The 25,577-nt window shown below is 71.8% G+C and carries 28 protein-coding genes and 1 pseudogene; 10 read left to right on the top strand and 19 right to left on the bottom strand.

Features of this window, described 5'->3' with window-relative positions; genetic code table 11:
- Positions 1–55 precede the first annotated feature (55 nt).
- Positions 56–487 (top strand): ATP-binding protein, encoded by a 432-nt coding sequence (locus IF129_RS12075; RefSeq protein WP_191209592.1) that lies wholly within the window; start codon positions 56–58, stop codon positions 485–487.
- Between the two features lie 88 nt (positions 488–575).
- Here IF129_RS12075 and IF129_RS12070 read toward each other — a convergent pair whose 3' ends face one another.
- The 5 genes from IF129_RS12070 to IF129_RS12050 form a co-directional block, all read right to left on the bottom strand.
- Complete coding sequence (locus IF129_RS12070) at positions 576–773, bottom strand: PspC domain-containing protein (protein ID WP_191209854.1); 198 nt, start codon at positions 771–773, stop codon at positions 576–578.
- 91 nt (positions 774–864) lie between these two features.
- Positions 865–1,494 carry a VanZ family protein gene (locus IF129_RS12065; protein WP_318153694.1) on the bottom strand — a complete coding sequence of 210 codons (630 nt, stop codon included), beginning with the start codon at positions 1,492–1,494 and terminating at the stop codon, positions 865–867.
- Between the two features lie 49 nt (positions 1,495–1,543).
- Positions 1,544–2,194 carry a hypothetical protein gene (locus IF129_RS12060; protein ID WP_318153693.1) on the bottom strand — a complete coding sequence of 217 codons (651 nt, stop codon included), beginning with the start codon at positions 2,192–2,194 and terminating at the stop codon, positions 1,544–1,546.
- Entirely contained in the window at positions 2,191–3,939 is a 1,749-nt protein-coding gene (locus tag IF129_RS12055; RefSeq protein WP_381481506.1) for an ATP-binding protein, read from the bottom strand. Before IF129_RS12055 ends, IF129_RS12060 begins: the two co-directional genes overlap by 4 nt.
- On the bottom strand, positions 3,837–4,514 hold the full coding sequence (locus tag IF129_RS12050) for a response regulator (protein WP_191209591.1): 678 nt from the start codon (positions 4,512–4,514) through the stop codon (positions 3,837–3,839). The genes IF129_RS12055 and IF129_RS12050 overlap by 103 nt, the downstream gene beginning before the upstream one ends.
- A gap of 181 nt (positions 4,515–4,695) precedes the next feature.
- On the opposite strand from IF129_RS12050, the gene IF129_RS12045 reads away from it, so the two are divergent.
- Positions 4,696–5,523: a SigE family RNA polymerase sigma factor gene (locus tag IF129_RS12045; protein ID WP_191209590.1), complete on the top strand. Its 828-nt coding sequence runs from the start codon at positions 4,696–4,698 to the stop codon at positions 5,521–5,523.
- 167 nt (positions 5,524–5,690) lie between these two features.
- Here IF129_RS12045 and IF129_RS12040 read toward each other — a convergent pair whose 3' ends face one another.
- From IF129_RS12040 to IF129_RS12030, 3 genes are all read right to left on the bottom strand, one after another.
- Entirely contained in the window at positions 5,691–6,098 is a 408-nt protein-coding gene (locus tag IF129_RS12040; protein WP_191209589.1) for a PGPGW domain-containing protein, read from the bottom strand.
- A gap of 116 nt (positions 6,099–6,214) precedes the next feature.
- On the bottom strand, positions 6,215–6,715 hold the full coding sequence (locus tag IF129_RS12035; protein ID WP_318153692.1) for a PGPGW domain-containing protein: 501 nt from the start codon (positions 6,713–6,715) through the stop codon (positions 6,215–6,217).
- 254 nt (positions 6,716–6,969) lie between these two features.
- On the bottom strand, positions 6,970–7,557 hold the full coding sequence (locus IF129_RS12030; protein ID WP_191209588.1) for a uridine kinase family protein: 588 nt from the start codon (positions 7,555–7,557) through the stop codon (positions 6,970–6,972).
- A gap of 140 nt (positions 7,558–7,697) precedes the next feature.
- Between IF129_RS12030 and IF129_RS12025 the strand changes: the two genes are divergently transcribed.
- Positions 7,698–8,048, top strand: coding sequence for a hypothetical protein (locus IF129_RS12025; RefSeq protein ID WP_191209587.1), 351 nt, complete (start codon positions 7,698–7,700; stop codon positions 8,046–8,048).
- A 172-nt stretch (positions 8,049–8,220) separates the two neighbouring features.
- On the opposite strand, the gene IF129_RS12020 is transcribed toward IF129_RS12025, so the two are convergent.
- The 3 genes from IF129_RS12020 to IF129_RS12010 all read right to left on the bottom strand — a co-directional run bounded on the left by IF129_RS12020 (position 8,221) and on the right by IF129_RS12010 (position 11,120).
- Entirely contained in the window at positions 8,221–9,804 is a 1,584-nt protein-coding gene (locus IF129_RS12020; protein WP_191209586.1) for an integrase, read from the bottom strand.
- A gap of 298 nt (positions 9,805–10,102) precedes the next feature.
- Entirely contained in the window at positions 10,103–10,261 is a 159-nt protein-coding gene (locus tag IF129_RS26315) for a DUF397 domain-containing protein (RefSeq protein ID WP_381481475.1), read from the bottom strand.
- 379 nt (positions 10,262–10,640) lie between these two features.
- On the bottom strand, positions 10,641–11,120 hold the full coding sequence (locus IF129_RS12010) for an HIT family protein (protein ID WP_191209584.1): 480 nt from the start codon (positions 11,118–11,120) through the stop codon (positions 10,641–10,643).
- Positions 11,121–11,245: 125 nt separating this feature from the next.
- Between IF129_RS12010 and IF129_RS12005 the strand changes: the two are divergent.
- A pseudogene (locus IF129_RS12005) lies at positions 11,246–11,763 on the top strand (transposase family protein); the annotation flags it as partial.
- Positions 11,764–11,958: 195 nt separating this feature from the next.
- On the opposite strand, the gene IF129_RS12000 reads toward IF129_RS12005, so the two are convergent.
- The 3 genes from IF129_RS12000 to IF129_RS11990 all read right to left on the bottom strand — a co-directional run bounded on the left by IF129_RS12000 (position 11,959) and on the right by IF129_RS11990 (position 16,645).
- Entirely contained in the window at positions 11,959–13,554 is a 1,596-nt protein-coding gene (locus tag IF129_RS12000; protein WP_224754847.1) for a nickel/cobalt transporter, read from the bottom strand.
- Positions 13,551–14,891: a tetratricopeptide repeat protein gene (locus tag IF129_RS11995; protein WP_318153691.1), complete on the bottom strand. Its 1,341-nt coding sequence runs from the start codon at positions 14,889–14,891 to the stop codon at positions 13,551–13,553. Before IF129_RS11995 ends, IF129_RS12000 begins: the two co-directional genes overlap by 4 nt.
- 113 nt (positions 14,892–15,004) lie before the next feature.
- Complete coding sequence (locus IF129_RS11990) at positions 15,005–16,645, bottom strand: DUF4331 domain-containing protein (protein ID WP_191209583.1); 1,641 nt, start codon at positions 16,643–16,645, stop codon at positions 15,005–15,007.
- Between the two features lie 659 nt (positions 16,646–17,304).
- On the opposite strand from IF129_RS11990, the gene IF129_RS11985 reads away from it, so the two are divergent.
- On the top strand, positions 17,305–18,093 hold the full coding sequence (locus IF129_RS11985) for a hypothetical protein (protein ID WP_318153690.1): 789 nt from the start codon (positions 17,305–17,307) through the stop codon (positions 18,091–18,093).
- Complete coding sequence (locus tag IF129_RS11980; protein ID WP_191209582.1) at positions 18,090–18,791, top strand: class F sortase; 702 nt, start codon at positions 18,090–18,092, stop codon at positions 18,789–18,791. Before IF129_RS11985 ends, IF129_RS11980 begins: the two co-directional genes overlap by 4 nt.
- 346 nt (positions 18,792–19,137) lie before the next feature.
- Here IF129_RS11980 and IF129_RS11975 read toward each other — a convergent pair whose 3' ends face one another.
- From IF129_RS11975 to IF129_RS11965, 3 genes are all read right to left on the bottom strand, one after another.
- Positions 19,138–19,329 (bottom strand): class F sortase, encoded by a 192-nt coding sequence (locus IF129_RS11975; RefSeq protein WP_191209581.1) that lies wholly within the window; start codon positions 19,327–19,329, stop codon positions 19,138–19,140.
- 753 nt (positions 19,330–20,082) lie between these two features.
- Positions 20,083–20,658 (bottom strand): DinB family protein, encoded by a 576-nt coding sequence (locus IF129_RS11970; protein WP_191209580.1) that lies wholly within the window; start codon positions 20,656–20,658, stop codon positions 20,083–20,085.
- 340 nt (positions 20,659–20,998) lie between these two features.
- On the bottom strand, positions 20,999–21,745 hold the full coding sequence (locus IF129_RS11965) for an SAM-dependent methyltransferase (protein WP_191209579.1): 747 nt from the start codon (positions 21,743–21,745) through the stop codon (positions 20,999–21,001).
- A gap of 193 nt (positions 21,746–21,938) precedes the next feature.
- Between IF129_RS11965 and IF129_RS11960 the strand changes: the two genes are divergently transcribed.
- On the top strand, positions 21,939–22,094 hold the full coding sequence (locus IF129_RS11960) for a hypothetical protein (RefSeq protein ID WP_191209578.1): 156 nt from the start codon (positions 21,939–21,941) through the stop codon (positions 22,092–22,094).
- Positions 22,095–22,423: 329 nt separating this feature from the next.
- On the opposite strand, the gene IF129_RS11955 is transcribed toward IF129_RS11960, so the two are convergent.
- Positions 22,424–23,050 carry a TetR/AcrR family transcriptional regulator gene (locus IF129_RS11955; protein WP_191209577.1) on the bottom strand — a complete coding sequence of 209 codons (627 nt, stop codon included), beginning with the start codon at positions 23,048–23,050 and terminating at the stop codon, positions 22,424–22,426.
- A 191-nt stretch (positions 23,051–23,241) separates the two neighbouring features.
- On the opposite strand from IF129_RS11955, the gene IF129_RS11950 reads away from it, so the two are divergent.
- The 3 genes from IF129_RS11950 (at position 23,242) to IF129_RS11940 (ending at position 25,105) form a co-directional block, all read left to right on the top strand.
- Positions 23,242–23,835 (top strand): NlpC/P60 family protein, encoded by a 594-nt coding sequence (locus IF129_RS11950; RefSeq protein ID WP_191209576.1) that lies wholly within the window; start codon positions 23,242–23,244, stop codon positions 23,833–23,835.
- 70 nt (positions 23,836–23,905) lie between these two features.
- Entirely contained in the window at positions 23,906–24,106 is a 201-nt protein-coding gene (locus IF129_RS11945; RefSeq protein WP_191209575.1) for a hypothetical protein, read from the top strand.
- 252 nt (positions 24,107–24,358) lie between these two features.
- Entirely contained in the window at positions 24,359–25,105 is a 747-nt protein-coding gene (locus IF129_RS11940) for a phosphotransferase family protein (protein ID WP_191209574.1), read from the top strand.
- Positions 25,106–25,155: 50 nt separating this feature from the next.
- On the opposite strand, the gene IF129_RS11935 is transcribed toward IF129_RS11940, so the two are convergent.
- A complete protein-coding gene (locus IF129_RS11935; RefSeq protein ID WP_191209846.1) occupies positions 25,156–25,548 on the bottom strand; it encodes a hypothetical protein in 393 nt (130 codons plus the stop codon).
- Between the last annotated feature and the right edge of the window lie 29 nt (positions 25,549–25,577).

The following is a 25,577-nucleotide window of genomic DNA, read 5'->3' as shown; positions in this document are numbered from 1 at the left end:
CCCGCCCGAGGGGTGTTTGCCGCCCCCCGCGGGGGCTCACTAGGTTCTGCTGACCATGAGCAAGGGAATCCCCAGGAAGACGCTTGGCGTCGCCGCACTCGGCGCCGCCATGGCCGCAACGGCCGCGGGCACCGCCTCCGCGGCGGGCCCCACCGACAACCTCATGGACGCGGCGGCGGACGTGCAGAACCTCAGCGTGGAGGACCGGGTCATGGACCTCCCCGGTGACGTCACGCAGGCGGCCGGTGCCGTCCAGGAGAGCAGCGACCGGGCCGTCCCGGCCGCCGGTCAGGACCCGGTCGGCGGTCTCCTCGGCGGCCTGCCGCTGGTCGGCCAGCTCCAGGGCGCCGGGCTGCCGACGGACCAGCTCGCCCAGGGCGCGCTGCCCACCGACCAGCTCTCCGGTGGGCTCTCCGCCGACAACCTGGCCGGTGGCGGCCTGCCCTCCGGGGACCTCGGCGGTCTGACGGGCGGCCTGCCCCTCTGATCCACCGCCGAGCGGCAGTGGAGGGCGGCCCGCCACGGCGGGCCGCCCTCCGTCGCCCTTCCGGCCCGCCGCGTCCCGCGGCCGCCCCTCACCACGCCTCGCGGCGTTCGCCCGACGGCATCAGCACCCACAGAGCCAGGTAGAGCACGAACTGGGGCCCCGGCAGCAGGCACGAGGCCAGGAACAGCACCCGCATCGTCGTGGCACTCGTCCCGAACCTGCGGGCCAGCCCCGCGCACACCCCGGCGATCATCCGCCCCTCGCGGGGGCGCGACATCCCTGACAGCGCGGCCATCGTCGGCCTCCTCTCGCGCGGTTTCGACGCTTTCGCGTCCTTGGTTCCACCGTACGAGCGGCCCGGTGCCGCCGACTTCCCTCTACGGGGCGATCCGCACCCTCGGGGTTCTCGGGGTGCGCCCCTGAGACGTCTCCTCCCAGGCCCGCCGCCGGGACGCCTCCGCGCCGCCCGCCCCGAGGACCCCCGCGCCCCGCGGGACCGTCCCGGCCGTCCCCGCCGTGTTCCGCACGGCCGGGTCCGCCGCCGCCCGGCGCAGTCGCCGACGCACCACCGGGTAGAGCGCCAGGTGGACGAGGGCCGCGCCGGCGCTGTTCAGGACCACCGCGTCCACGTCGCCGGTCTGCCCCGGCACCGACATCCGGGCCACCTCGACGGCCAGTGAGAGCGCCGCCGTCGCCAGGACCGTGCGGACGAACGACGCGGTGCGCGGCCCGAGCGCCCCCGACGCCAGCGGCAGCAGCGCCCCGAGCGGCGCCAGCAGGAGCAGCTGCCCGCCCAGCGTCGAGAACGCCTCGGCGGGTCCGCCCGCCCACACGGACCGGACGGTCGCGAACAGGGTGACGTTCGGCGGCTCCACCCACGGCACCGCGCGCGGTCGCAGCGTCAGCCAGCCGACGGCGAGCAGGTACCCGGCGAGGAGCAGACGTCCCGCCGTCCGGAGGCGGACGGCGGCTCGGCCGGTGGGGCGGTGGCGCTGCACGGGGGGCACGAGCAGAACGACGCCCGGCCCTCTCCCAGCGGTTCCCGCCCGTCGGCCGTCAGAGTGGCACCCCGGCCGAGTCCGCCGCCTCGGTCGTCGTCCGCAGGGCCGCGTTGCACTCGTAGCGGCGCAGCTCGCTGTCGTCCCGTGGGGCCTCGCCGGGTCCGCCGGGCGGGCCGCCGAGCAGGACGCCCCGGCCGCTGTCCGCGAGCTGGGTGTCGGCGAACGTGCAGACCAGCTGGGCCAGTGCGAAGGACGGCAGGGCGGACGGCGGTCGGCTCAGCCGCAGGGCGGTCGGCTCGTCCCCCTCAGCCGGTCCCGCGACGCGCAGGTCGTCCGGGACGGCGGTGGCGAACCCGGCCGCCAGTTCCTCCTCGCCCGGGTCACCGCGCAACTCCGCCAGCAGGAGGCGCGCCAGCGCGACACGGTCGCGCGGGCCGTCCCCGGACGGGAGCTCCAGCCGTCGCCGGACGTCCACCACCCGGCCGCTGCACACGAGGGCGATGCGCACCTCGCTCGCGCCCTCGGTGGGGTCGCCCGTCGCGCCGCGCACCCCGCAGGCGACCCGGCTCGGAGCCGACCCGGCGTCCACCGGCACGGGGGTGGCGCGGATGCCGCACCCCGCCAGCGCCGCGCCCGCCACCGTCACCGCGACGATCCGCCCGGCCCACCGGGCACGGGACGCCGCGCGGCGCTCGACCGCCCTCACGTGTTCTCCTCCCCGCTTCCTTCGTCCTGCCGCCGGTCGCCCTCCGCGCCCGAACCCTCCGTGCCCGAACCCTCCGTGCCCGAACCCTCCACCCGTCGCGTGCCGCCGGTGCCGTCGTGGGCGTCGGTGTCGGCGTCGGTGTCGGCGTCCTCCGCGAGCCGGTCGGCGTCCCGGGGGAGCCGCAGGGTGAAGACCGCACCGCGCTCGGAGCCGTTGCGCGCGGTGATCTCCCCGCCGTGGATGTGGGCGTTCTCCAGCGCGATGGAGAGCCCGAGCCCGCTGCCCTCCGAACGCGGCCGGGAGGCGCTGGCCTTGTAGAACCGGTCGAAGACGTGCGGCAGAACGGACTCCGGGATGCCCGGCCCCCGGTCGGCCACCTCGATCACCACGAACTCGCCGCCGTCCGGCGCCGGCTCGGTGCGCACGGCCACCCGTACGGGGGACCCGCCGTGCTTGAGGGCGTTCCCGATCAGGTTGGCGAGTATGACGTCCAGCCGGCGCGGGTCCAGCCGCGCGCGGACGCCCAGCGGCGCGTCCAGCTCCACGGCGTCCAGCCAGGCACGGGCGTCCATGCACGCCATGACCTGCTCGGCCACGTCGACGTCGTCCAGCACCAGCCGGGCCGTGCCCGCGTCGAAACGGGTGACCTCCATCAGGTTCTCCACCAGTTCGCTCAGCCGGTGCGTCTCGCTGACGACGAGGCCCACGGCCGGGGCGATCATCGGGTCCAGGTTGTCCTGCTCGTCCTCCAGCACCTCCGTCACGGCCGAGATGGCCGTCAGCGGGGTGCGCAGCTCGTGCGACATGTCGGCGACGAACCGGCGGCTGGACTGCTCCCGCGCGCTCAGGTCGGCCACCCGTCGCTCCAGGGAGGCGGCGGCGGAGTTGAACGTCCGCGACAGCTCGGCCAGTTCGTCGGTGCCCGAGACGGTCAGACGGGTGTCCAGCTTGCCCTCGCCGAGCCGTCGCGCCGCCTCCCCGAGCCGCTGGACCGGGCGCAGCACCGTGGACGCCGCCGCCTGGGCGAGCAGGGCCGAGCCGAGGACGGCGAAGGCGCTGGCGATCGCCAGCGACCAGGCCAGCGAGTTGAGGTCGTCCTGCTCCGCTTCCAGCGACTTGAGCAGATAGCCGGTGGGCCCGTCCCCGATGACGGTCGCCCCGGCCACCAGGAACGGGGTGCCGTCCTGGGTCACACGCTGCCAGTACAGGTGGTAGGGCGCGTCGTTGCCCTGGTCCAGCGGGCGGACCTCGTTCACCGCCTCCTGGAGCGGGCGGGGCACGTCGCCGAGGGTGAAGCCGTCGTCGGAGGTGACCGCGCAGGGCGAGCCGTCCGGCTGCTCGTCGATGAGCAGGACCTCGTAGGTCTGCGTGGTGTCGGCCATCGCGTTGGCCGCGTCGCGCAGCTGGTCGCAGCGCGGCTCCGGCGGCAGGGTGCCGGCGTGGTCGCCGAGCATCTTGCGGAAGTCGTCCAGCGCGGCGTTCTGGGTGCGGGTGAGGACGGCGTCCCGGTTGAGCCAGTAGGCGATGCCGCTGACCGCGACGGCCGCCGACAGCGCCGTCACCGCGAACACGACGACGAGCCGCAGCCGCAGGCTCGGCAGTATCCCGGCCAGCCGGTGCCGCATCCGGCCGGGGGCGGGGCTCACTGGGGAGCGTCCAGGCGGTACCCGACGCCGCGCACGGTACGGATCAACGTCGGCGAGGACGGCACGTCCTCGACCTTCGCCCGCAGCCGCTGGACGCAGGCGTCCACCAGCCGGGAGTCGCCCAGGTAGTCGTGCTCCCACACCAGCCGCAGCAACTGCTGGCGGGACAGGGCCTGCCCGGGGCGGCGGCTCAGCTCCAGCAGCAGCCGCAGCTCGGTCGGCGTCAGCTGGAGGTCCTCGCCGTTCTTCGTCACGGTCATGGCGGCCCGGTCGATGGTGATCGCCCCGAACGTCGCCGCGTCGTTGGCCTCCCGTTCGCCGCGCCGCATGACGGCCCGGATGCGCGCGTCCAGCACCCGGCCCTGCACGGGCTTGACCACGTAGTCGTCGGCGCCCGACTCCAGACCCACGACGACGTCGATGTCGTCGCTGCGGGCCGTCAGCAGGATGATCGGCAACTGGTCGGTGCGGCGGATGCGGCGGCAGACCTCGAAGCCGTCGATGCCCGGCAGCATCACGTCCAGCACGATCAGGTCCGGCCGTTGCTCGCGCAGAAGTTTGAGCCCGTCCTCGCCGGAGGCAGCGGTCACCACGCGGTGACCCTGGCGGGTCAGACCCATCTCCAGGGCGGTACGGACTGCGTCGTCATCCTCGATCAGCAACAGGAAAGGCACGCGCGTCATTCTGGCCCATCAACGGGCGCGAGTTCGACCGTCCGGCCGTCCGGACCTCGGCGTGACGCCCACGCCGCTTGTGACACCGCTGTGACAGTCGGGGGACCCGGCGATGAAACTGGCCCGGCAGTGTGTTCTTCACACGGCAAGCGAACGGCTGCTCGGTCGAAGGAGGCGCGCGATGACAGCACTGCGCGAACTGCGCGGACACACCGGAACGACGGCGTCGTCCGCCGGAAACGGCAGCACAGTCCTTCACACGCGCCGCCACACCTCTTCGGTTCCCGCCCAGCGCAACAACGGTCAGTCCACGGCGCAGCACGGCGCCGTCACGCACCTGACCGCCGAGAACCCCGGTGCCGTGAGCGGGCGGGGGTGCGCTCGCGGCACCGGCCGGCGTCCGGCCCACCTGACGCCCGTCCCGGCGGAGGCGGCCCCCGCGAAGGCGGCGCCGGCGCCGCGGGCGCCGGTGTCCGCACGCTCCGAGGCCGAGTTCACCGAGTACGTGCGGCAGCGCCGCGCGGCCCTCTACGCGACCGCCTTCCACCTCACCGGCGACCGGTTCGAGGCCGAGGACCTCCTCCAGAGCGCGCTGTTCTCCACCTACCGCGCCTGGGACCGCATCAGCGACAAGGCGGCCGTCGGCGGCTACCTGCGCCGCACCATGACGAACCTGCACATCAGCGCCTGGCGCCGGCGGAAGCTCAACGAGTACCCGACCGAGGAACTGCCGGAGACGCCGTCCACCGGCGACGTCGACGCCATGCGCGGCACCGAGCTGCGCGCCGTGCTCTGGCAGGCGCTCGCCCGGCTGCCCGAACCGCAGCGCACGATGCTCGTGCTGCGCTACTACGAGGGCCGCACCGACCCGGAGATCGCCGACATCCTCGGCATCAGCGTCGGCACGGTCAAGAGCAGCATCTGGCGTTCGCTGCGCCGGCTGCGCGACGACGAGGTGCTCGCCCGCGGCCGGGACGAGCAGGAGTGCTTCGGCGAGCTGGTCGCCTGACGACCGGACCCGCCGAGGGGGGAACGGGGGAACACGGGGGAACACGGGGGACGACGGGGGAGCAGGGGGATACGGGGAACACGGGGGAGACGCGGGTGCGGCCGGCCGGGGGGTCTGGCCGCACCCGTTTCGCCGTGCGTGCCCCGCCCTTCGCCCGTGCTCGGCGCTCAGACGCGGGTCGTCCGCTCACCAGCCCGCAAGCGGCGGAAACTCCACCCCAACAGCACGAAGAGGATCACGCCCGAGACGATCAGGCTCGATCCCGCGCTCCAGCCGCCGAACGGCAGCCCCGGCGCGAGGCCCCACACCACCCCCGCCGCGATCAGGCCCAGCCCGGCGAGCACGGAAGCGGCGACGCGCCACGGCGAGGCCACGCTGTCCTCGGCCGCCTTCATCGCCCGTACCCGCACCGGCTCCACGAACCGAGAGAGCGCGGGGACGGCACGCGACAGCAGCACCACGCCCGAGAAGGTGACCAGGAGTCCGGGGCCGGGCAGCACCAGCAGGGCGAGCCCGATCAGGACCAGCGTGCCACCGACCGCCAGCAGCACCACCCGTTTGACGTGTCCCACCATCGCCGTCGACCCCTCCTCACCTCGGCCCGTCCGGGCCCAACGGTAGGCGTCGGGCGCCCGGTCGGCCACGGGCGCGCCGGGCGGCGGGCCACGGCGTCAGAACGGCCCGCTCCGCGTCAGACGGACCGCTCCACCACCGGTGCCGGCTCGGCGGCCGGCGTCGCGGCGCCGGACGCGGGCTCGGCGACGGGCGTGGTGACGGGCGCCGCGTTCGCGGGCGCCGCGAGGGCGGGCCGGTGCGCGCGGTGGCTCCACACCAGCAGCACGAAGAGGATGGCGCTGGAGACGATCAGGCTCACCCCCGTCGTCCAGCCCGAGACCGGCAGCTGCGGGATCAGGCCCAGGCCCACGACGAGTCCGGAGGCCAGCAGGCCCAGACCGGCGAGCACGGACCCGGCGATGCGCCACGGCGAGGCCACGCTGTCGGCCGCCGCCTTCATGGCGCGGGCCCGCACGGGCGCCACGTGCCGCTGCAAGGACGGCACCGCCTTGGCCAGCAGCACCAGGCCCGCCAGCACCAGCAGCAGCCCGGGACCGGGCAGCACCAGCAGCGCGATGCCCGTCAGCAGCAGGATGCCGCCCACCGTGCCGACCACCACTCGCTTGACGTGTCCCACGTTTCGTCCGTCCCCGTCGTCGTGTGTCCCCCGGCGCCGCTCTCGATGCAGACCGGGCACCGGTAAACGATGGCACACGGGCCCCTTCGGGCGGCAATCCGAACCCCTGTGGCCTTCGGCACCATCGCTTGCTCGGCCGTCCGTCCGGCGGACCGTACGACAGACCGAAGGGTCGGGCAACCACCCCTGCGGTGGGCCCGTGCCCTCCAGGACGCACCGCACCGCGCTCCGGTTCACCCCCGGCCGACGGTGTTTCACACCCGGGCAGGGGTCCCCTCGGCCGCCGCGATCCGCAGCAGCGCCTCCGGCTTCCGGCACGGGTGCGCGCCCAGCGCGGCGTGCCCCGCCACGATGCCGGGCTCGGCCCGCATCAGCCGCCAGCCCCGGGCGAGCAGCACCGGCAGCGGCTTGCGGCTCTCCCGCACGTCGCGCACCAGCCGCCGCCGGAACGTCGTCGCGGGCCGCAGCCGCAGACACAGGGCGTCCGCCAGCAGCCCCAGCTCCGCGCAGCGCCGCACCAGGTGCGCGGCGAAGATCCCCTCCGCGACGAACAGCGCGGCGCCGTCGAGCGAGACCTCTCCCCACCCCGTGCGGGTGCTGGCCGCGATGTCGTAGACGGGAACGGCCGTCCGTCCCCGGGCGCACAGCTCCCGGACGGCGTCCAGCGCCCCGTCGGCGTCCCAGGAGCCGGGGGCGTCCCAGTCGGTGCCGCCGCCGGGCAGCTCCGGGAGGGAGGGGTCGCCGGCCTCTTTGTAGAAGTCGTCGAGCCGCAGCACGGGAAGCCCGGTACGGGCGGCGAGGCGGGACTTCCCCGAGCCGGAGGGGCCGGTCAACAGGATCACGCGAGCAGAGTCCGTCACGGGTCACCATGGTCCCGCATTACCCCGTCCGGGTGACACCTCGGGGGCGAGAAGATGAACCCCGATGACCCCTCCACTACCCTCCGAATCCGACCCCTCACCCGATCGACGGACAGGTGACCATGCCCGCCCACGCCCGCCCCCGCAGCCGCCGGGGCCTCAGCGCCACGCTCACCCTCACCGCCGCCGCAGCCGCCGCCCTCGGCACGGCCGGGACCGCACAGGCCGACGTCATCGGCAAGGACCCGGTCGGCGCCGCCACCGGCGCCGTCGGCAACCTCGTCGGGCCCGTCACCGACCTGCGCCCGTACGCGCTCGCGGGCACCGGCGTCGACCCGCTCGACAACGCCGTCGGCGCGCAGATCGCCGACTTCGAGAGCGTGAGCACGGCCCCGCTCGCCGCCCCCATCACCGAGGGCGGCGCGAGCCTCGACAGCCTCACCGCCCCCCTCACCGGCCCCCTCGGCACCTGACCCCGCCGCCCCCACCTACCGTCGGCCTGGGTACGCTCCGGTCCGCCGGAGCGTACCCAGGCCGGGTGTCGTACGCCGCCCGGTCCCCGACCACCAGCGAGAAGCCCCACCGTGCGGGGCGCGCGGGGGGCGTGTGCCTGTGATCCTGGACGGTACGTGGTGCCTGTCCAGGTCACACAGGTTCCAGCAGATCGACCACGGAGAGTCCGGTCTCACCACGGACCAGCTGGAGGGCCACCTCCGCGCGAGCAGCGAGGTCAAGCGGGGCGAGCTCTTCGGCATAGGCGGCGTGCACGATGCGGTCCAGTCCCGCACCGACCAGTGGCGCGGCAGTGCGCAACGAGGCCTCCAACGCAACGCCCTGCGTGGCTCCGCCGTGCAGAATGATGTTCCGGGTCCGATACAGCCGACGCAGCGCGACCCGAAAAGCCCCCCTCACATCGCTCAGGACCGGCCGCGGGCCTCTGACCAGGTCGGTCATGCGCTGCGCTGCGGGCTGGTCGGTGTACTTGGTCGACGCTCCGGTGAAGTCCAGTGCCGAGGCACCACGCTCGTGCAATGCCTCGGCCACGAGCCGGGCGCGCTCCTGATTCTTCGCACAGGCCGCGATCGCCCAGCTGAGATCGTCGCCCGCACGTGGCTTGTGGCGGTGGGCGAGGGCGGTGAGCTCGGCCCGTGGCCAGGAGCAGGTGATGATCGCCGCCATCCTGTCGGCGGCCACCGCTTTGCCCGACCGTTCGCTGTCCGTGGGGTCGTCCCGTTGCGACAGCAGCGACTCGACGGCGGCCCACGCCCCGGCGACGGCCGGGGCCAGGGGGCCTCGGTTGACCACGGCCGCTAGCTCCAGCGCCTCGTCGATGCGGCTGCGCTCGCTACCGACCTGGTACAGGTGTCCCTCATTGACCAGCGTCAGGACGTCCGCGCCGCGTGCTGGAGGAGCCAGCGGGATGGGCCGCCGATGGCCCGCCACCCAGATGTACGGGAGGGGTTCCACGCCTCCCCGGTCCCGCCGCAGGAACTGGCTACGGGCGGTCATCCGCTCCACCATCTGCCGAGCTTGCTCTGCGGCGCTGTACACGTCGAGGGCGGTGAAACGGTAGACGAATCCACCTCCGGCCCGGATGCCAGAGGTGTTGTAGCCGTGCTCGCGCAGCCAGGCCACGATCTTTCCCTTGTCGTACCAGCCTTCCAGGGGCTCCGCGAGCTCTCGGCGGGGCGCCTTCTCCAGCGCTACGAGGACGTCGAACTGGCGCGCCCGCGTTCGCGCCAGTTCGGCAGCGCTGTCGGAGATGTCCGTCGTGGTGGCCCGTGTCTGATGAAGGTCCTTCGCCCAAGCCTTGAGAAAGCTTGCGCTGTATCCCAGGTCAAGCAGGTGTGAAGCCACCATTCGGGAGAATCGCTCCGGCTTCACCTGGGGCTCCCCAGGAGCGTTGACCGCAGCAGTCCACCGCTCCAGGTAGCCGGCTCGAACGTGTCCGATGATCTCCTTGAACCGACGGCGTGCCGGGCTCGGGTCCGGCAGGGGGCACTTGAGCAACCCGGTGAGCTCTTTGCGAAGGTCCCTGTCCCCGAGACCCCGATCAGGGCCGATCAGAGAGCTGAGTTCCCTACGCTGCCAGTCGCACGCGGCCTGTGACAGGACACCGTGCGTCTGCCAGTAGCCAGCCTCCCACAGTTCTTCCAGTGCCAGCACCGAGCCTATGTCCCAGAGTCGACGCGCCCATGGGGTGCCTTCATCAGTGAAGAAGTCGGCCATGCGGGCGAGTACGTGCCGCGCATACACATCCGAGGCGGGAAGTAAGGTCACCGCAGCACCCTAGCCAACCGCCACGAGGTTGCCTGCGTCGTGAACGAGGCCGTGGTACTCTCCGGACAGACTTGAAGGGGCACTCGCCAGTCACTGGCCACTGCCCCTTTTTCTTGCCTCGAGACCTGCGCATCGCCGAGCGAGACGAGGCGCCAGCGGTACATCGCGGGCTGCCAAGCTCTCCGGGCGCTGGGTCCGGGCTGCCACGTGCGTGGTAAGACCTGCGGGTGGGTGGGCGGTTCGGGGGTCAGGCGGCGCCCAGCTGCCTGGCCTTGACCCCGGCCACGAAGGTCGTGAAGGCGGCGGCGGACACGTTCAGCACCGGCCCCGCCGGGCTCTTGGAGTCACGCACGGGCACGATGCCGGTGGTGGCCCGCCGGTGGCTCCGCGCGCAGGCACTCCGCATCGCGGACCGCCTCGACCCCGACCCGCACCGGGCGGCGTGGGTACGGCCGTTCATGCGCATGCCGACCGTGCCCGCCCCCGACGCTGCTTCGCGCCTGGGCAAGGGTGACGGTTGCAGGCGCATTCTGAGGTGAGAGACCTGCTTCGTCCATGTCGCTGTGATGGGCCCTCCGTCGACAGCCCCCGGAACTATCGACCCTCTGGCACCGACGGCAGTCCGGAACTGTCCTCACTGCGACCAGCCCGTCACGATCGTCGCCCTGCCCGCCACCCAGGAAGCCGCCTGACCCACGATCACCAACCGCGTCACCGACATCGTCCCGCTCAGACGCCTCCAGTGAGCTTCGGCTGACCGTCACCGATCACCGGGTCCGCAACGCTCAGGTGACCGAACGCAGTTGGTCCAGTTCGCTGCTGATCGCATCCCGCAGCACGTCATGCTGCGGACCGAGCCAGAACTGCTCCTCACTCCACCGTTCCCGCGGATAGAGCCACACCGGCTTGCCCACCACATCGGCCGGCTCCCACTCGAACCGCGGCCAGACATGCGCATGCAAGAACGGGTCCGTGTTCCCCAGGATCTCCAGATTGACCCGGCGGAAAGCCGGATCCAGCCGCCGACAGGCACGCTCAACCGCTTCACCAAGCTGGTCCATGTCAGACAGGAACGACAGTCGCTTCGCCCTCGGCAGGTCCGACAACCGCTGCACATCCGGCTCGTCCACGAGCAGAACCGAGTAGCCCGGCAGGAACTGAACATCCCCGATCACCGCGAACCCCGACGTCAACCGTCGCAGCACGGTCGGGTTGTCGCCCCTCAGCGCAGTCCCGATCCGGTCCATCCGCCAGTCACCAGTCATGGCCAAAACCTACATTCTGGTGACCAAGGACCGCTCTTCGATCCCCATCCCCCTCACACAGTTCAAAGATCAAGCAAGTGGGACGAGGAACGGACCCGGTCGTTCTCAAAGACCCCCATCACTCCTGGGCGCCAGGCCTGCGCGAGGCCCTGGTCGGGCTCGGTGAAGGCGACTTCGTCATCGTCGACGGGACGCTCATCTCCACCGACCGCGTCAAGGCAGACCAGCCGTACTTCTCGCATAATCACCGGAAGCACGGCATGAGCGTGCAGGTCATCGCGCGTCCGGACGGCACCCCACTCTGGTTCTCACCGGCGATGCCGGGACGCACGCACGACCTCACCGTCCTCGCGCCCACGGCATCGTCCAGGCGTGCCTGACCAGGCAGATCCTCGTCCTCGCGGACCGCGCCTACCAGGGCGCCGATGCCACGGTGCGCACCCCTACCACCACCACCGCGAACACTCCGAGCACCAACAGCAGTTCAACCCCGATCACGCTCGACTGAGGGCACCCGGCGAACGCGCCTTCGCGCGCCTCAAGTCCTGGCGGGTGCTGCGGTGAGCCCGCTGCTCGACCAACCGCACCGCCAGGACCGTGGCAGCGGTACATACCCCTCTTGACCTGCGATTATTCAGGATGAAAGAGGTTCAGTGAGTAGACGCCGGGCTCAGCGGGCGACCTGCTCGGGCTTGCGCTGCCACGAAGCCGGCCTGCGCAGCGCGTTGATGGCGTCGGTGAGGACGCGGTGTGCCTCGCGGGTGGTCTGCATCCGCCCCAACGGCGTCCGTCGTCCGCTCACCGTTGGCGGAGGGCGTGCCGGGGTCGGACGTCTCGGTCAGGGTGTGGTGAGGGCCCGGAGTGTGAGCCCGATGCCGACCAGGACGACGAAGGTGGCGGTCAGGGGTGCGCCGAGTCGGCTGATGCGGCGGATGAGGGGGTGGTGGGGGAGCCGGGTGGTGATGCGGGCAGCGGTGTGGTCGCGGAAGCGGACGAGGAGGATGCCGGCGGTGGTGAGGGTGGCGGCCATGCCGGTGCCGTAGCCGAGGACGAGGAGGATGCCGAAGGGGGTGCGGCCCAGGGCCATGGCGCCGAGGAGGACGACGAGTGCGGAGGGGCTGGGGACCATTCCGCCGGCGATGCCGATGCCGATGAGGCTGCGGCGCGCGGTCGATGGGGCGGGGTGGTCGGTGGTGGGTCGTGGTGTGTCGGCTGTGGGGTGGGCCTTGGTGAGGACCGCGAGGGTGCCGGGTTCGGTAGGGGTTCGGGTGGGGGGTCGGCTGCGGGGCAGTGAGGGTTGCGTCGGGGAGTGACGGTGGTGATGGTCGTGGCCGTGGTGATGGTGGTGGCCGTGGTGGTGATGGTGGTGGCCGGGGGTGTGGCCTTTGAGGGCGGTGCGTAGCAGGCCGATGCCGATGGTGGTGACCAGCAGGCCGCTGATGAGGGCGAGCCAACCGAGGACGGTTTCTCCGGCGACGGTGGTGACCAGGGGAAGCAGGAGGCCGACGATGAGGACGCCCGCGGTGTGGGTGAGGGTGACGGTGGCGCCGACGGTGACGGCGTCGCGGGTGCGGCCGCGTCGGCTGGCGAGGTAGGCGGCCATGATCGTTTTGCCGTGTCCGGGCAGGAGGGCGTGGGACATACCCAGCACCATGGACAGGGTCAGGGCCAGCAGTCCGACGGGGAGGGTCAGTTCACGGGTTCCCACCAGCGCGGTGAAGCGGTCGCTCAGTGCGGTGAGGGCGGTGCCGATCGGGCCCGCGGACGCGAAGGCCGGCGGGGGGCTGGTGGTGTGGGTGCCGCTACCCGGCTGGGTGCGTAGTTCGGCGTGGCGTTGGTTGAGGGGCTCGTTGAGCAGGTCGTTGGGGTAGCGGCGCAGCTGGTCGGTGATGGAGGTGGTGGGGACGGTGGATCCGGTGAGGGTGAGGTGGTGGCCGGTGGCGGTCATCTCGTGCCAGCCGATGCGGGGTGCCGCGTGCTCGTCGGTGGCCGTGACCTTGGCCGGTTGGGCGAGGTCGGCGTCGGTGTGCAGGCGGCATTCCAGGCGGCTGGTGGTCAGGCCCGCGTCGCCGGGCCGGTAGCCGAAGGTGCTGGAGCGCACGGTGGTGGGCTGGGGTGTGCCGTTGAGAGTGAGGATGAGGCTGTCGGCGCGTGCGGTGCACTGACGGGTGGCGTAGGCGGTGCGTTCCGATGGTGAGGTGGTGCCGTCGCTGTCGGTGTCCACGGTGGTGCGTTCTTGTGCGGCGGCGATCTCCGCGCTGTCCACGACCAGGGTGGTGGTGATGTGGTCGGGGTGCAGTTGTAGTCCGATGTGGTGGTTGACGGTGAAGTTGCCCAGGGGGTGGGCATGGGCGGGTGGGGTGAGGGTGAGTGTCGCCGCCAGTGCGGCCAGGAGCGCGCAGAGCAGGGGGAGGCGCCCGGTGGGGCCGGTCATTGGGCGGGGCCGATCTCGTCGAGGGCCGTGCGGGCCCGGGGTGCGTGGAGCGGGTGGAAGTGCGGGTCGATGTCCAGGGCCCGCTCAAGGTCGGTGCGGGCGGAGGCTCGGTGGCCCAGCGCGTGGTGGATCATGCCGCGGTGGTAGTGGAACAGCGCGCTGCGGGTGCCCAGTTCGAGGGCGGCGTTGGCCCATGGGAGGGCCTGTCCGTGCTGTCCTACTTTGTGCAGGGACCAGGCGTAGGCGTCCAGGGTGGCCAGGAACGGGCGGTCCGCAGCGGCTTCGCGGCCGAGGCGCACGGCCCGGGCGGGCTGCCCGTGGTCGGCTTCGAAGAGCACCTCTTCGGCGTCGGCGGCGACGCCCTCCTGGCGGAAGAGCCCGCTGGTGGTGCGGAAGAGATCGTAATGTTCCCGCGCCTGTTCGGTCCGCCCTTGTGCTTGGAGGAGCTCGCCCATCTCCAGCAGCAGTGAGGGGTGTGGAACGCGGTCGATGGCCGCCCGGTAGTCGGCCACAGCCGCGTCCGGGTCACCGAGGGCGCGGTGTGCGCGGGCTCGCGCGCCCAGCAGCGTCGGATGGTCGGGCTCCACGCGCAGGCCCTGCTCGATCCCCTTCAGGGCCTCTTTCGGGCGGCCGTCGTTCAGGGCGAGAAGGGCCAGGTGGAGGCGGGCGAAAACGGCGTCGGCGGGTGTGGAGGCCGAGCGCAGGGCGCGGCGCATCAAGGCGCTTGCCCGGCTGGTGTCGCCGCGCAGCTCCCAGGCGTAGGAGGCGCGGGCCAGGGAGGGTGTCGCGGGCTGGCGGTCGACCATGTCCTGGGTCGCCTGGAAGGCTTCGTCGTAGCGGCCGAGTTGGAGGAGGGCGTCCGCCAGGACGCCGTAGGAGGCGGTGTGGCCGGGGTGAGCCGCCAGAGCCTTGCGGGCCCAAGCCGCGGCGTCGCTGAACTCGTGCCGGGCCGCGGCCAGGGCACCGTTGCCCATCATGGCCAGGTGATTGTCCTTCTGCCGCAGGCCCAGTGAGCGGCGCAGCGCCTGCTCGGCCTTGGCGTAGAACTGCGGGTCGGCGCTGTGCTGGGCTCGTTGCACGTAGAGCACGCCCAGTTCGGCCCAGCCGGCGTGGTCGGTGGGCAGGCGCCGCAGCCGTGTGCGCAGGCCCTCGATGCGGTCGTGAGCGGCTGGCCGACTCTCCTGGCCGGGTCCGTCGACGGGGACGGTCGGAGCGGCGCCTGTAGGTGGGAGGAAGGCGGCGCCGCCGGCGAAGAGAGTGGCGGCCAGGCCGAGCAGGCACAGCACCGTCGCGGGACGCCAGGGCCAACGCACGCGTGGCTTGGACCAGCGGGTCACGTCGCCTCCTTCACGCAGCAGGGGGAACCGGGGCGGGGGAGAGAGGAGCAAGGGGCGCCGGGCCGACGAACGCTCAGGGGGGCGCTGTCGGCCCGGCGGTCACCGAGCCCGTATCAGCTGGTGCTGGTACGGGAACCGGTGGGCTGTGACGGGTCGCTCTTGGTGCGCCTGCGGTCACGCCAGAGCACGAGGCCGCCCATCCCGAACAGGGCCACGCCGGTGGCGGCCAGTCCGGTGGGGAGGGCTTGGCGCATTCCCCGCGGCGTGGTGTCGGCCGTGCTGGTGGCCTGGTCGGCTCCGCGCAGGGCTCGTCCGTCGGACGTGGAGCCGTGGTAGGGCAGCGCGACGTAGGGGAATCGCTTGCCGAAGCGGACGTCGTTGATGTCGACCTGGTCGCCCTCGGCGAGTTCGGGGACGAGCTCACCGGTCTGCGCGGCGCCTTCGACGGCCTGCAGCGAGATGTCGATGACATCGTCGGCCAGCCGGCGTCCGTTGGGGAAGCCGGCCAGGTCCCCGCCCAGGACACCGAGCCGGTCGGGGTGCTTGGCCGGGGGCACGGCCATGTTCAGGCGCAGTTCCTCCGCCGGAACGATGCCGGCCGGGCGGGCGTCGCTGTTGAGACGGTGGGAGTTGAGATCGGCCTTGATGGGGCCGCACTCCTGGCACAGGCCGGTCAGGTAGATCTCGAACAGGTCGCGGCGGGGCGTTGGCGGTGCGGGGATGCCGTAGACCTGCTCGATCAGTTTGGGCAGGGTCGGGTCGAGGACCTTGTCGACGACCGGCTGGACGGTGCGGTCCTGGAAGGGCTCCAGGGTGTTGAACGCGTCCTTGAACTTCAGCGGGACGACGACCTCGTTGACCAGCGGGTTGCCCAGCCGGGAGACCTGACGCCACCCGGAGTCGGCCGAGCCCTCTCCGGTGACGTTCGCACCGCGCCGATCGGTGGTGGACCATACCCCGATGACCGGGTTGTCCTTGGGGTCGCCGCCCAGCGCGAGGGTCTTCTTGGGCACCTGCAGGGCGATGGTGTTGACGTTGTACCCGGCGAAGGTGTCCTTGCCGCGCTTGCTGAGGTCACCGCCATAGAGGAGGTCGAAGACCCGCAGGTCGGCGAAGAAGGGGTCCTCTGCCTGTCCGGCGAAGCTGCGTGCCCCGCCCCGGGCCTTGACCACGGCCTCCTGGCGCAGCTTGCCGTAGCGCGGCATCGAGGCGTCCCCGACCCTGGACGGCGCCACGGGCGCGTCACGCAGGAGCGTGCGCGAGCGGCCGCTCTTGCCGGTGACGGTCAGGTCGTAGAACTGGCGGATGTTCAGGTCCGGATCGTCCAGAGTGGTCACCGGGCCGTTGTTGTACAGGAAGGTGTCGGCCGCATCCCGGATCTCGGTGCGGAAGCTCCAGGTGTAGGTCAGGTCGGCGCGCCCGTCACCGTCCTGGTCGACCTTGATGTTGTAGCGGGCCTGGTCGCCATCGGCGAACTGGTAGAAGTTCGGGCCCCCGTCGGGTTCCTCGAAGGGAATCCAGTTGGCCACGAAGGTGACCGTGTCGGGCCGATCGGGGCTGGTGAAGGCGTACACGTCCGTGTTGTCCGCCCGCGGGTCGCCAGCGATCAGCGGTGCCTCACGGTGACTGGAGGCCGAACTGGTGGCCGGGGCCAGGCCTGCCACGGCCACGGCGGCCGCGAGCGCGATGGCTCCCGTACCGGCCAGCGTGCCGGTCAGCCTCCTGGTGCGGGTACCGGAAGGTGGTCTGGTCAAAGCGGTCCTCGTCTCCCGGTGCGGCGAAGCGCACTGGGCCACCCATGCCGGGGGCCTCAACACCCCGCACACCGACGTATAGGGAAGGAGGTGTGAGGCCCTGCCCACTGCGGGCAGGCCCCCCGTCAAAGAGACGGAGGCGCACAGGCGGCGTGAACAAGGCCCTCGGGCACCTGGCGAATACCCGATGCCGCGCCCCACAGATCTGGACTCCGTAGGGACGCGACCGCAGCCAACCACCACCACCGCACTCGCGCGCCACGCCCCAAGGCTCCGCGTGGCGCGCACACGGCTCGAGCACACACGCCATAGGCCCAGCTCAAGGCCACAGGAAGGACGCTATGAGCGTTTTGGGTGGGTCACCCGATAGGGAACAGCGGGTTGCGCCATCCAGCCGAACCTCTCCGGGCGTCAGCCCCGCTGCGGTGTCCGGCCGTGTGCTCCTCGCGACCGTTCTCGCCTGACCGACACACCACCCGGCGCCCCGTTCCAGGACTCCCGGCACGATGCCGGGCGGTGACAGAGCAATCCGTCACCTGGCCCGGTCACGAAGAGGAGGTGTCAGCCGCCTTGCAGGGGGCGTTCAGCAGCGCAGCGCCCGGCGGACACCAACTGGAGCAGCCCGCATCGACCCGTGGGCTGCCGGAAGGGACATCCTTGTGATACCCCGACACATCGCCCGGATCACCGCGCTCGCCGCTCTCCCCGCAGCCCTCACCCTGGGGGCGGCCGTGCCGGCGACAGCCGCCGAGGACCAGGCGTACCAGGTCGACCTGGAGACGCTGAACGAATCCGGCGCCAGCGCGACCGCGCTGGTCAGCCTGGAGGGCAGGGAACTCACCGTCAAGATCCAGGCAGAGGGGCTCGTGCCCGGTGCGCCGCACGCGCAGCACATCCACGGATCGACCGAAGGCCACGACTTCCACTGTCCCGACCCCAGCGCCGACGAGGACAACGACGGCATCGTCAGCACCGTCGAGGGCCTGCCCGACTACGGCGACATCAACATCTCCCTGACCACCGAAGGGGACACCTCCAAGGACAGCGGTCTGGCCGTGGACCGCTTCCCCACAGCCGACCAGGACGGCAACCTCACCTACGAGCGCACCCTGACCGTCTCCCAGGACGTTGCCGACCACTTCAAGGACCTGCACATCGTCCAGCACGGCATCGACGTCAACGGCAACGGGAAGTACGACAACGAGGCCGGCATGAGCCCGCTGGACGACAAGCTGCCGCTGGAGGCCACCGCCCCGGCCAACTGCGGCATGGTCAAGGGCGCCTCCATCGGCGAGATGCCCGAAGGCGGCGTTGAGACCGGCACCGGCCCCGGCACCGAAACCCCCGCCGACACCTCCTCCACCCTGATGGCCCTGGGCGGCGCCGGACTCCTGGCAGCCGCCGCAACCACCATCACGGTGCGCCGCCGGCGTAGCGAGAGCGCGTGACATCCGCCCAGCAGCGGTGGCGCCGGCCCGGCCGACGAGCCGGGCCGGCGACCGCCGCCGTCCTCGCAGTGGTCTCCGTGGCCCTCATCGCCGCAGGGCTCCTGCGCGGCACCGGCGACCCGCAGAGCACCCCGGCACCGCCCGCTGCTTCACCGACCACCGCACCCCACGAACCCCCACGGGACCACACCAGCGGCAGCCCATCGCAGACCCCCGTGCAGGCGGACCCGGTGCGACGGGCGGTGCCCACCACCGTCTCCGTCCCCGCGCTCGGCATCTCCTCACCCCTGGAAATGCTTCGCCGGGACTCCGCCGGGGCCATGCAGACCCCCCGCGACACCGACCTGGCCGGCTGGTACGAACCCGGGCCCGCCCCCGGCGAGCAGGGTCCGGCCGTCATCGCCGGGCACGTCACCTGGGACGGCGACCCCTCGGTCTTCTACCGCCTCGGCGAATTGCGCCCGGGCCAGGCCATCGACGTCGATCGCGCCGACGACAGCACGATGACCTTCACCGTCACCCGCGTCGAGCAGTACCCCAAGGACGCCTTCCCCACCGTCGAGGTCTACCGCAACCTCGACCACGCCGGGCTGCGCCTGATCACCTGCGGCGGCACCTACTCCCAGGCCGACCGCCGCTACGCGGACAACGTCGTCGTCTACGCCGAACTCACCTCCACCGACCCGGCCCACCTCTGAACCCCTCCCGGTACCGCCGCCGGTCGCACTGGCCCCGTGCCGCCCTACCGAAGGACGCACGCCATGCCGGGACTCCTTCCGCCCCTCCCCTCCTGCGGGCAGGAACCGGCCGGTATCCAGGCGCCGCCCCGCCCCTTTTCACCGGTCAGGGCCCACGAGCCGGGAGGGTGTGACCACCCCATCTCACCCGCGCGGGGTGAGATGGGGTGGTGAGCACGAAATCGGCGCGGTAAGCCCGGCGCTGGGCGTCCCGGTCGGCGCAGGTGATCAGGGTCAGCCGCGGCTGCGTGCTGGGACCGTAGACCTCTTCGGAAGGGAAGGCGCCGCGGCTGCACCGCCGCGGCGGTCACGGTGAACACCGCGGCCGGACCCCTCCGCGTTCGACGACGATGCGGTCCCCCGCGCGAAGGGAGCCCAGACCGTAGAAGGCCGCAAGGCCGCTCTTGGAGTCCAGGTGCCCCACGACGACCGCGTTGCCGCGCCGGCCCGGGGTGGGAGTGTGGGTGAACCAGCCCGCGTGGTCGACGTCCTTCGGCAAGGCGATCGAGCCGTCCTCGTCCAGACCGACACGCGGCGAACACGCCTCAGCACGTCAACCAACACGCTGCACCGCAACCTCCACCCCGGCCACCGCAACCACCGCGACGCCCCACCCGACCGACCCCGACCTCATCCCACAAGTGCGCCGACAACGAACGGGGGTTGGAAAGCCTCGGGAGGTCCGCACGCGGCCCCCCACGGCCCGCCCCACCAGACCGCCACGCGGGTGACAACACCGACACACGGCGCATCGGAACCGTGCTGCTCCCCCCAAGCCGCCCCCGCTACCGCTGCCAGCGAGCAGCCCCCCCAGCCGACCACACCCCCCGCCCTGGCAGGGCTCGCTGCCGTTCGCCCATTACGGACCGCGCGACCGGTCTCCGGACCGAGGAACGAACCGTCACTGGTAGACAAGCGGGCGGTGTCCTCGGCGTGTTCCTTGGTACGCGTCACACCCTTTCAACGGCTGCCAGGGGGCACGGTTGCGCCCAATTCACCGTGCCTCGCGGTCGCCCCTGCTGGGATTCGGGTGGGATCCGTTCCACCGGCTCGGGAGCCGGCATGCCCCCGATCGTAGAAGGCTGACCGGCCACGGCGAGCGAGAATCAGGCGGTCAGCTCCCCCTGACGTGGCATGGTCTTGGAGAGCGGTCCCGGACTCTCTCTCCTCGCCTACGCAGGGGCCCGGCCCGGGACACCCGCCAAGACCGGCTGATTTCTCCCGCCTCCCGGATCCGTACGGCAGGATGTGATCACTGGCCTACACGGCCGTCGATCCGCTCACGCAGGAGGTCGGCGTGGCCGCAGTGTCGCGCGTACTCGGTGATCTGTGCCACCAGGATCTCGCGCAGCGGCGCCTCCCCGGTCCGCGTGCCGAGGTCAGCGAAGCCGGCGATGAAGCGGTCGGTGACCTCGCTCTCGGCTCGCCACTGCCGCCAGGCATCCTCCACGACCGCCGGGTCGGCGACCGCTCCGTTCCAGTCGCCGTCACGGTCTTCAGGGGTGCGGTAGAGCCTGGGCGAGTCCTCGCCGGCCATCCGGCGCAAGTGCCGTTCGTCCTCGGCCATGTGCCGCACCAGCCCGAGCAGGGACATCGTGGACGGCGGTACGGAGCGCCGGGCCATCTGCTCGGCATCCAGACCCACACACTTCATCTCGATGGTCAGGCGGAAGTGGCGCAGACTCTCCAGCAGCGTGCCGCGCTCGTCGACCGTCTCGACCTCCGTCTCGCGCGGGTCGTCGTCCGGATCGACCCACATATCGGGGTAGATGGTGGAAGGGGTCCACCGAGTCACCGCTGCTTCGTCGTTGCGCTCGCCTGAGGCCATGACCGCATCGTGGTGCGCATCGACTGCGTCCGCCACCGAGTTTCGTCATCCGATGCGGGCAGCGGCCGACCTACCACGCCCCATCCCGCCGCGGCGTCCTGTCGGCCACGTCGGATACACGCGGCCGTTCCCCATGCCATTCACGACCTGGGTGGGCACCGTCGGCCGCCCCACGCCGTCCACGAACGTGGTTCGCAGGCACCAGTAGGGTCCGCGGCGACAGGCGATCTATGCCGCAGGCTGCCGCCTGAGAGCCCGTGAGCACCTGATCATTTCGCTCGACTGTGGGTGATCGTTGGCCCCGGCAGGTGATGCCGGGGCTCACGCTCGGGGTGGTTGATCAGCGGTCCATGAGGACGAAGACACCCCACCCGAGGTATTCCCGCTGGTACCCGACGTACTGGACGGGTGCCGACGTCAGTTCCGCTCGCATCTGGTCGGCAAGCTCGTCATCGGGGTTGGTGTCGAGCCAGCGCCGGACGTTGAGCCACTGCGCCGAGACGTACCGGTCCCAGCTGTCCTGGTCGGCGAGGACCATCTCGACGACGTCACAGCCCAGGCCTCCGAACTGCTCCAGCAGATCCGGCAGGGTGAGCAGGTCATCCCGGCGGGCCATCTGGCAGCCCTCCACGACCCTTTGGTCCTCGGGCTCGCGGCGCCAGTACGGCTCGCCGATCAGCATCATGCCACCGGGAGCGAGACTGTGTCGCAGGAGGTCGACCGTGCCGCCGACTCCGGAGCCGATCCACGTCGCGCCGACGCAGGCGGCGATCCCGACGGGCTCATCGGCGACGTGGCCCGAGGCATCCGCATGCACGAACTCAACCTGGTCGGCGACGTCCAGCTCCGCGGCCCGCTTACGGGCGGCGTCGATGAACACGGTGCTGAGGTCGACACCCGTGCCGGTGAGACCGTGGTCCCGGGCCCAGGTGCACAGCATCTCGCCCTTGCCGCAGCCGAGGTCGAGCATGCGCGTGCCTGGCGCCGGGCTGATGGCCCGGCCCAGGAGAGCCAGCTTGTCGCTGGTGAACGGGTTGCAGATGCGGTGGCTGCTCTCGCGGATGGTGAAGCTGCGCGGCAGGTCCATGGCAGGGGTTCCTTCAGTTCGCGGAGGTCACAACGGTGAGGCTGAGCGGCCGACGAGCGCCGGCAGCCAGAATCTGAGCGGTTATCAAGTACACCTCTTCGAACAGATGAAGGCAGCCACCGGTCGAGGCTACGATCACCATGATCACCGTGTCCGACGCCATGGCGCCCTGCCAACGTGCGTCGTCCGAGGCGTGTCACTCGCGATCCGCCCGCCCGGCCGCATGAGGCGCCGGCTCGGCGCACGCACCGGCCGGGGCCGCGTTCTGCTGGTTGGCTGCCCGCGCCAAGGGCTCGCCCTGGCCCTCGACTTCCAGCTCGACGTGGGCCGGCTCGCCGACGTCGCCTGAGTTCACGTCAGCGACTCGGTGTGAGGGCCCATCGCCAACCCGCCCCGGACTCCGACGACCGGATAGCGACGGCGGCCGACACACTCGTCGAGCCCCTGGCTCGCCCGACGGCACGACCACTCGATCACCAGCTCTCGGCTCACCGACGTCTGCGCCGCCTTCGACGATGTCGAGGGCGAGGTAGACCACGGCGCCGTACGGGGGCGGTGCCTTCGCCACTGAGGTGCACGTAGGCGACCGCGGTAGCGCAGGCATGCGGATGTTGCCGGCGGGGGCGACCGCCAGCAAGACCGAGCGGGTGGTTGCCTGGTGCCGGACCCCGGTGTAGCTCAGCCCGGCCCGTAGTGGTTCTCCGGGGCGAGTGAGGGGTCGGCGGTCGCGAGGGCGGCGTAGCCGAAGAGGTGTTCTTCGGCCTGTTGGCGGGGCATGAAGGTGCGCGCTATGACGTGGTAGCCGTAGGCGTCCTCCAGGGCGACCAGGTTGGCCGCGATCTCCTCCGCGGGGCGGCGGAGGTCGAAGCGGCCGGACGCGTGGCCACGGGTCAGCACGTCGCGATAGAGGTGGAGCTGGCGTTCATAGAGCTCACGGCGAAGCTGTGCGTCGCTGTCCCGGTGCCGGGCGTGCGGCGAGAACTCGTAGAGCAGGCAGCAGAGCTGGTCATCGGGCCCGGTGGGCAGGCCGTGCCGGAGGACGGCGGCGAGTTGGTCGCGGGGGTCCTCGTGGGCGGCGGCTTCACGTTCCCGTTGGGTGCAGAAGCGGTCCACGGCTTGCGCGAAGACGAGGCGGAAGAGCTCATCGAGGTCGCGGAAGTAGTAGGTGACGGTGCCGGCGGCCACACCGGCCTGGTCCGCGATGTCGCGGACCCTCGTGGCGTGCAGGCCACGCCGTTGGATGGCGACCCCAGCGGCCTGCAACAGGGCTTCGCGCCGGGCGTCTTGGCGTTTGGGTCGGGCCAACAGGTTCCTCGCGTCGGTCGTGTGCCGGAAGAACACGATGCTAGCGCCCCCCTTGACGCCCTCCCAGGTCGCTTCTACTTTCTTTGTCGTCCTGTCCGAAGAATATCCACCGGCACTTCCCCTCCCCTCTCTCCCCGCCAAGAGCTAAGGACGTACCCGCCATGCGCGCACCCGTCATCCGTAAAAATGTCATGTCTCGGTCACGTCGGACGGCGGTGCTCACCGCCGCCCTGCTCGCCGGCCCCGTCGCCGCAGTGCCCGCGACCGCCGTGGCCGCCCCCGCCCAGCCCTCCGCCTCGTCCGCGGCCGCCGCAGCTCCGCAGGCGGACGCGGCGGGGTACGAGACGGAGGCCCTCTCGGCGGTGCGCAGGGCCGTCGTCCGCGCCGCGAAGAACCGACTGGGTCGCCCGTACCGACTGGAGTACGGCTGGACCTGCCGGGAGTCGGCCATGGACTGCGAGTGCTTCAACCGCAACGCCATCTGGCACGGCACGCTGAACGCCACCGGCCGCGGCCTCCAGCTCAACTACTGGCTCCAGGGCCAGATCGACCAGGGCCGCGTGGTGTCCAACCCGCGCCCCGGCGACCTCGTCTTCTGGGACACGGACAAGAGAGACGGCATCCGATACGGCGGTGACCTGGACCACACCGGGATCTACATCGGTGACGGCAAGGTCATCAACGCCAATGCCTACTACGGCAAGGTCGTCACGCAGAGCGTCACTCTCGGCGGCACCCAGCGCGACCCGCTCTTCGTCAACGTGCTCGGGCCCAACGGCTACTGACCCACACGCCACGACCGGGCCCCACCGCGCCCCACGTACCGCGCTCGTGGCAGGAGAGGACACCACCACCGTGCACCGACCCCTACTCCGCACCCTCGCCGCCACAGCGGCCGCCGCCACACTGATCGGCATACCCTCCCTGTCCGGTCCCGCCAGCGCCGTGGAAGGCGGAGCCATCGACCGCGTCACCGAGGCCATGGCCCGTGACCTGGACATCACTGAGGCCCAGGCGGTCGAACGCCTCAGCCGGGAAGAGCGGGCCGGGGCGTGAGACACCCTGAAGAAGCGGCCTGGAGGCTCCCTGGCTCTTCCCGACGGGTGTGGCCGGACAGGCGGGCCCGATCGTGGCTGTCGACGCGGCGACGGGTCAGCCCACCACCTACACGGTGGACGGTTCCTGACGAAAGGCCGCCTCGCCGAAGGGGCGGAGCGGGTCGTTCATTTGACCGCGGGGTCGCCGTGCCCTGGGCTGCTGGCGGAAATCCGGGGGACGGCCGTCGGGTGTCCGGGGATACTGGCCGCCATGGATGAGGTCGAAGTCGTCGTGGCCCATTCCGAGCGCGCGACCCTGCGCGTCGGCGACGTGTTCCTGAAGGTCGACGCCGATCAGGCGCGCGTCGACGTCGAGGTCGAGGCGATGGCCCTGGCGCCCGTCCCGACGCCGGAGGTCCTGTGGCGCAAGCCGCCCGTCCTCGCGATCGCGGCGGTTCCGGGGACGACGCTCGGCCGCCTCGGTGGGCCGTCGGCCGGGGCGCCCGCGGCCTGGGCCGCCGCGGGCCGCGTCCTGCGACGGTTGCACGACGCGCCGCCGCCGTCCTGGACCGGCCGGGCCGGGCGGAGCGCCGCCCGGCTGGCGGCCGAACTCGACGCGGAGTGCGCGCTGCTGGTGACGAACGGCCTGCTGCCTGCCGATCTGGTCGCCCGCAACCGCGAGGTCGCCGAGGCCGCCCTCCGGCCGTGGACTCCGGCGTTCACGCACGGCGACCTGCAGATCGCGCATGTCTTCTTCGACGGTGACGCGGTCACGGGCGTCATCGACTGGTCCGAGGCGGGCCGAGGGGACGCCCTGTACGACCTCGCCACCTTCACGCTCGGGCATGCGGAGCATCTCGACGACGTCATCGCCGGGTACGGCACCGACGTCGACCTCGACGTGGTCCACGCGTGGTGGTCGCTGCGCAGTCTGCTGGCGGTGCGCTGGCTCGTCGAGCACGGCTTCGACCCCTTCTCACCGGGCTGCGAGGTCGACGTGCTGAGGTCCCGGATGTGAGGCGGCCGCGCGCTCGTGCTGAGCGACGCGGCCGGACCGGCGGGTGAGGTCTACGGGGTGTCGACCTTGTGGAGCACCGTGGTCGGGGGGCCGTCCACGTCGTGGCGGAAGTACACCGTCTCCTGGTCCTCCGTGTAGAGCTGGATGCCCGCGATGCGGCCGAGTCCGCCGTCCTCGACCGACAGGTAGACGAAGTCGGTGGTCATGTCGCTGTCGTGGAACTCCCAGGTGCCGCTGAAGTCGGCGGGGCCGGAGGAGTCGTTGGTCGACACGGCGGTGACGGAGAACGTCCCGTCGGGTTCGAGCCGGACCTCGCCGCCGGTCTCGTCGCGGTAGCGGCCGGGCAGGGCGTCGGGGTCGATCGAGGCCGCGCAGCCCGAGGCGAGTACCGCGAGGCCGACCACTGTTGCCACAAGCCTGCGTACGGCTGCCTTCCTGCGCATCACGCGGTTCAGCCTAGCGTCGTGCTCAT

The organism is Streptomyces chumphonensis, assembly GCF_014779715.1.
In the GTDB taxonomy this organism is placed as follows: Bacteria; Actinomycetota; Actinomycetes; order Streptomycetales; family Streptomycetaceae; genus Streptomyces; species Streptomyces chumphonensis.
The sequence above is the reverse complement of the archived record's forward strand: the minus strand, read 5'-3'. Positions and strand labels throughout refer to the sequence as shown.

Coding starts and splice junctions, on each gene's coding strand:
- IF129_RS12075 (WP_191209592.1), top strand. CDS start 56: ATGAGCAAGGGAATCCCCAGGAAGACGCTTGGCGTCGCCGCACTCGGC.
- IF129_RS12045 (WP_191209590.1), top strand. CDS start 4,696: ATGACAGCACTGCGCGAACTGCGCGGACACACCGGAACGACGGCGTCG.
- IF129_RS12040 (WP_191209589.1), bottom strand. CDS start 6,098: ATGGTGGGACACGTCAAACGGGTGGTGCTGCTGGCGGTCGGTGGCACG.
- IF129_RS12025 (WP_191209587.1), top strand. CDS start 7,698: ATGCCCGCCCACGCCCGCCCCCGCAGCCGCCGGGGCCTCAGCGCCACG.
- IF129_RS12020 (WP_191209586.1), bottom strand. CDS start 9,804: ATGGCCGACTTCTTCACTGATGAAGGCACCCCATGGGCGCGTCGACTC.
- IF129_RS26315 (WP_381481475.1), bottom strand. CDS start 10,261: ATGCGGAGTGCCTGCGCGCGGAGCCACCGGCGGGCCACCACCGGCATC.
- IF129_RS12010 (WP_191209584.1), bottom strand. CDS start 11,120: ATGACTGGTGACTGGCGGATGGACCGGATCGGGACTGCGCTGAGGGGC.
- IF129_RS12000 (WP_224754847.1), bottom strand. CDS start 13,554: ATGACCGGCCCCACCGGGCGCCTCCCCCTGCTCTGCGCGCTCCTGGCC.
- IF129_RS11970 (WP_191209580.1), bottom strand. CDS start 20,658: ATGGCCTCAGGCGAGCGCAACGACGAAGCAGCGGTGACTCGGTGGACC.
- IF129_RS11965 (WP_191209579.1), bottom strand. CDS start 21,745: ATGGACCTGCCGCGCAGCTTCACCATCCGCGAGAGCAGCCACCGCATC.
- IF129_RS11950 (WP_191209576.1), top strand. CDS start 23,242: ATGTCTCGGTCACGTCGGACGGCGGTGCTCACCGCCGCCCTGCTCGCC.
- IF129_RS11940 (WP_191209574.1), top strand. CDS start 24,359: ATGGATGAGGTCGAAGTCGTCGTGGCCCATTCCGAGCGCGCGACCCTG.
- IF129_RS11935 (WP_191209846.1), bottom strand. CDS start 25,548: ATGCGCAGGAAGGCAGCCGTACGCAGGCTTGTGGCAACAGTGGTCGGC.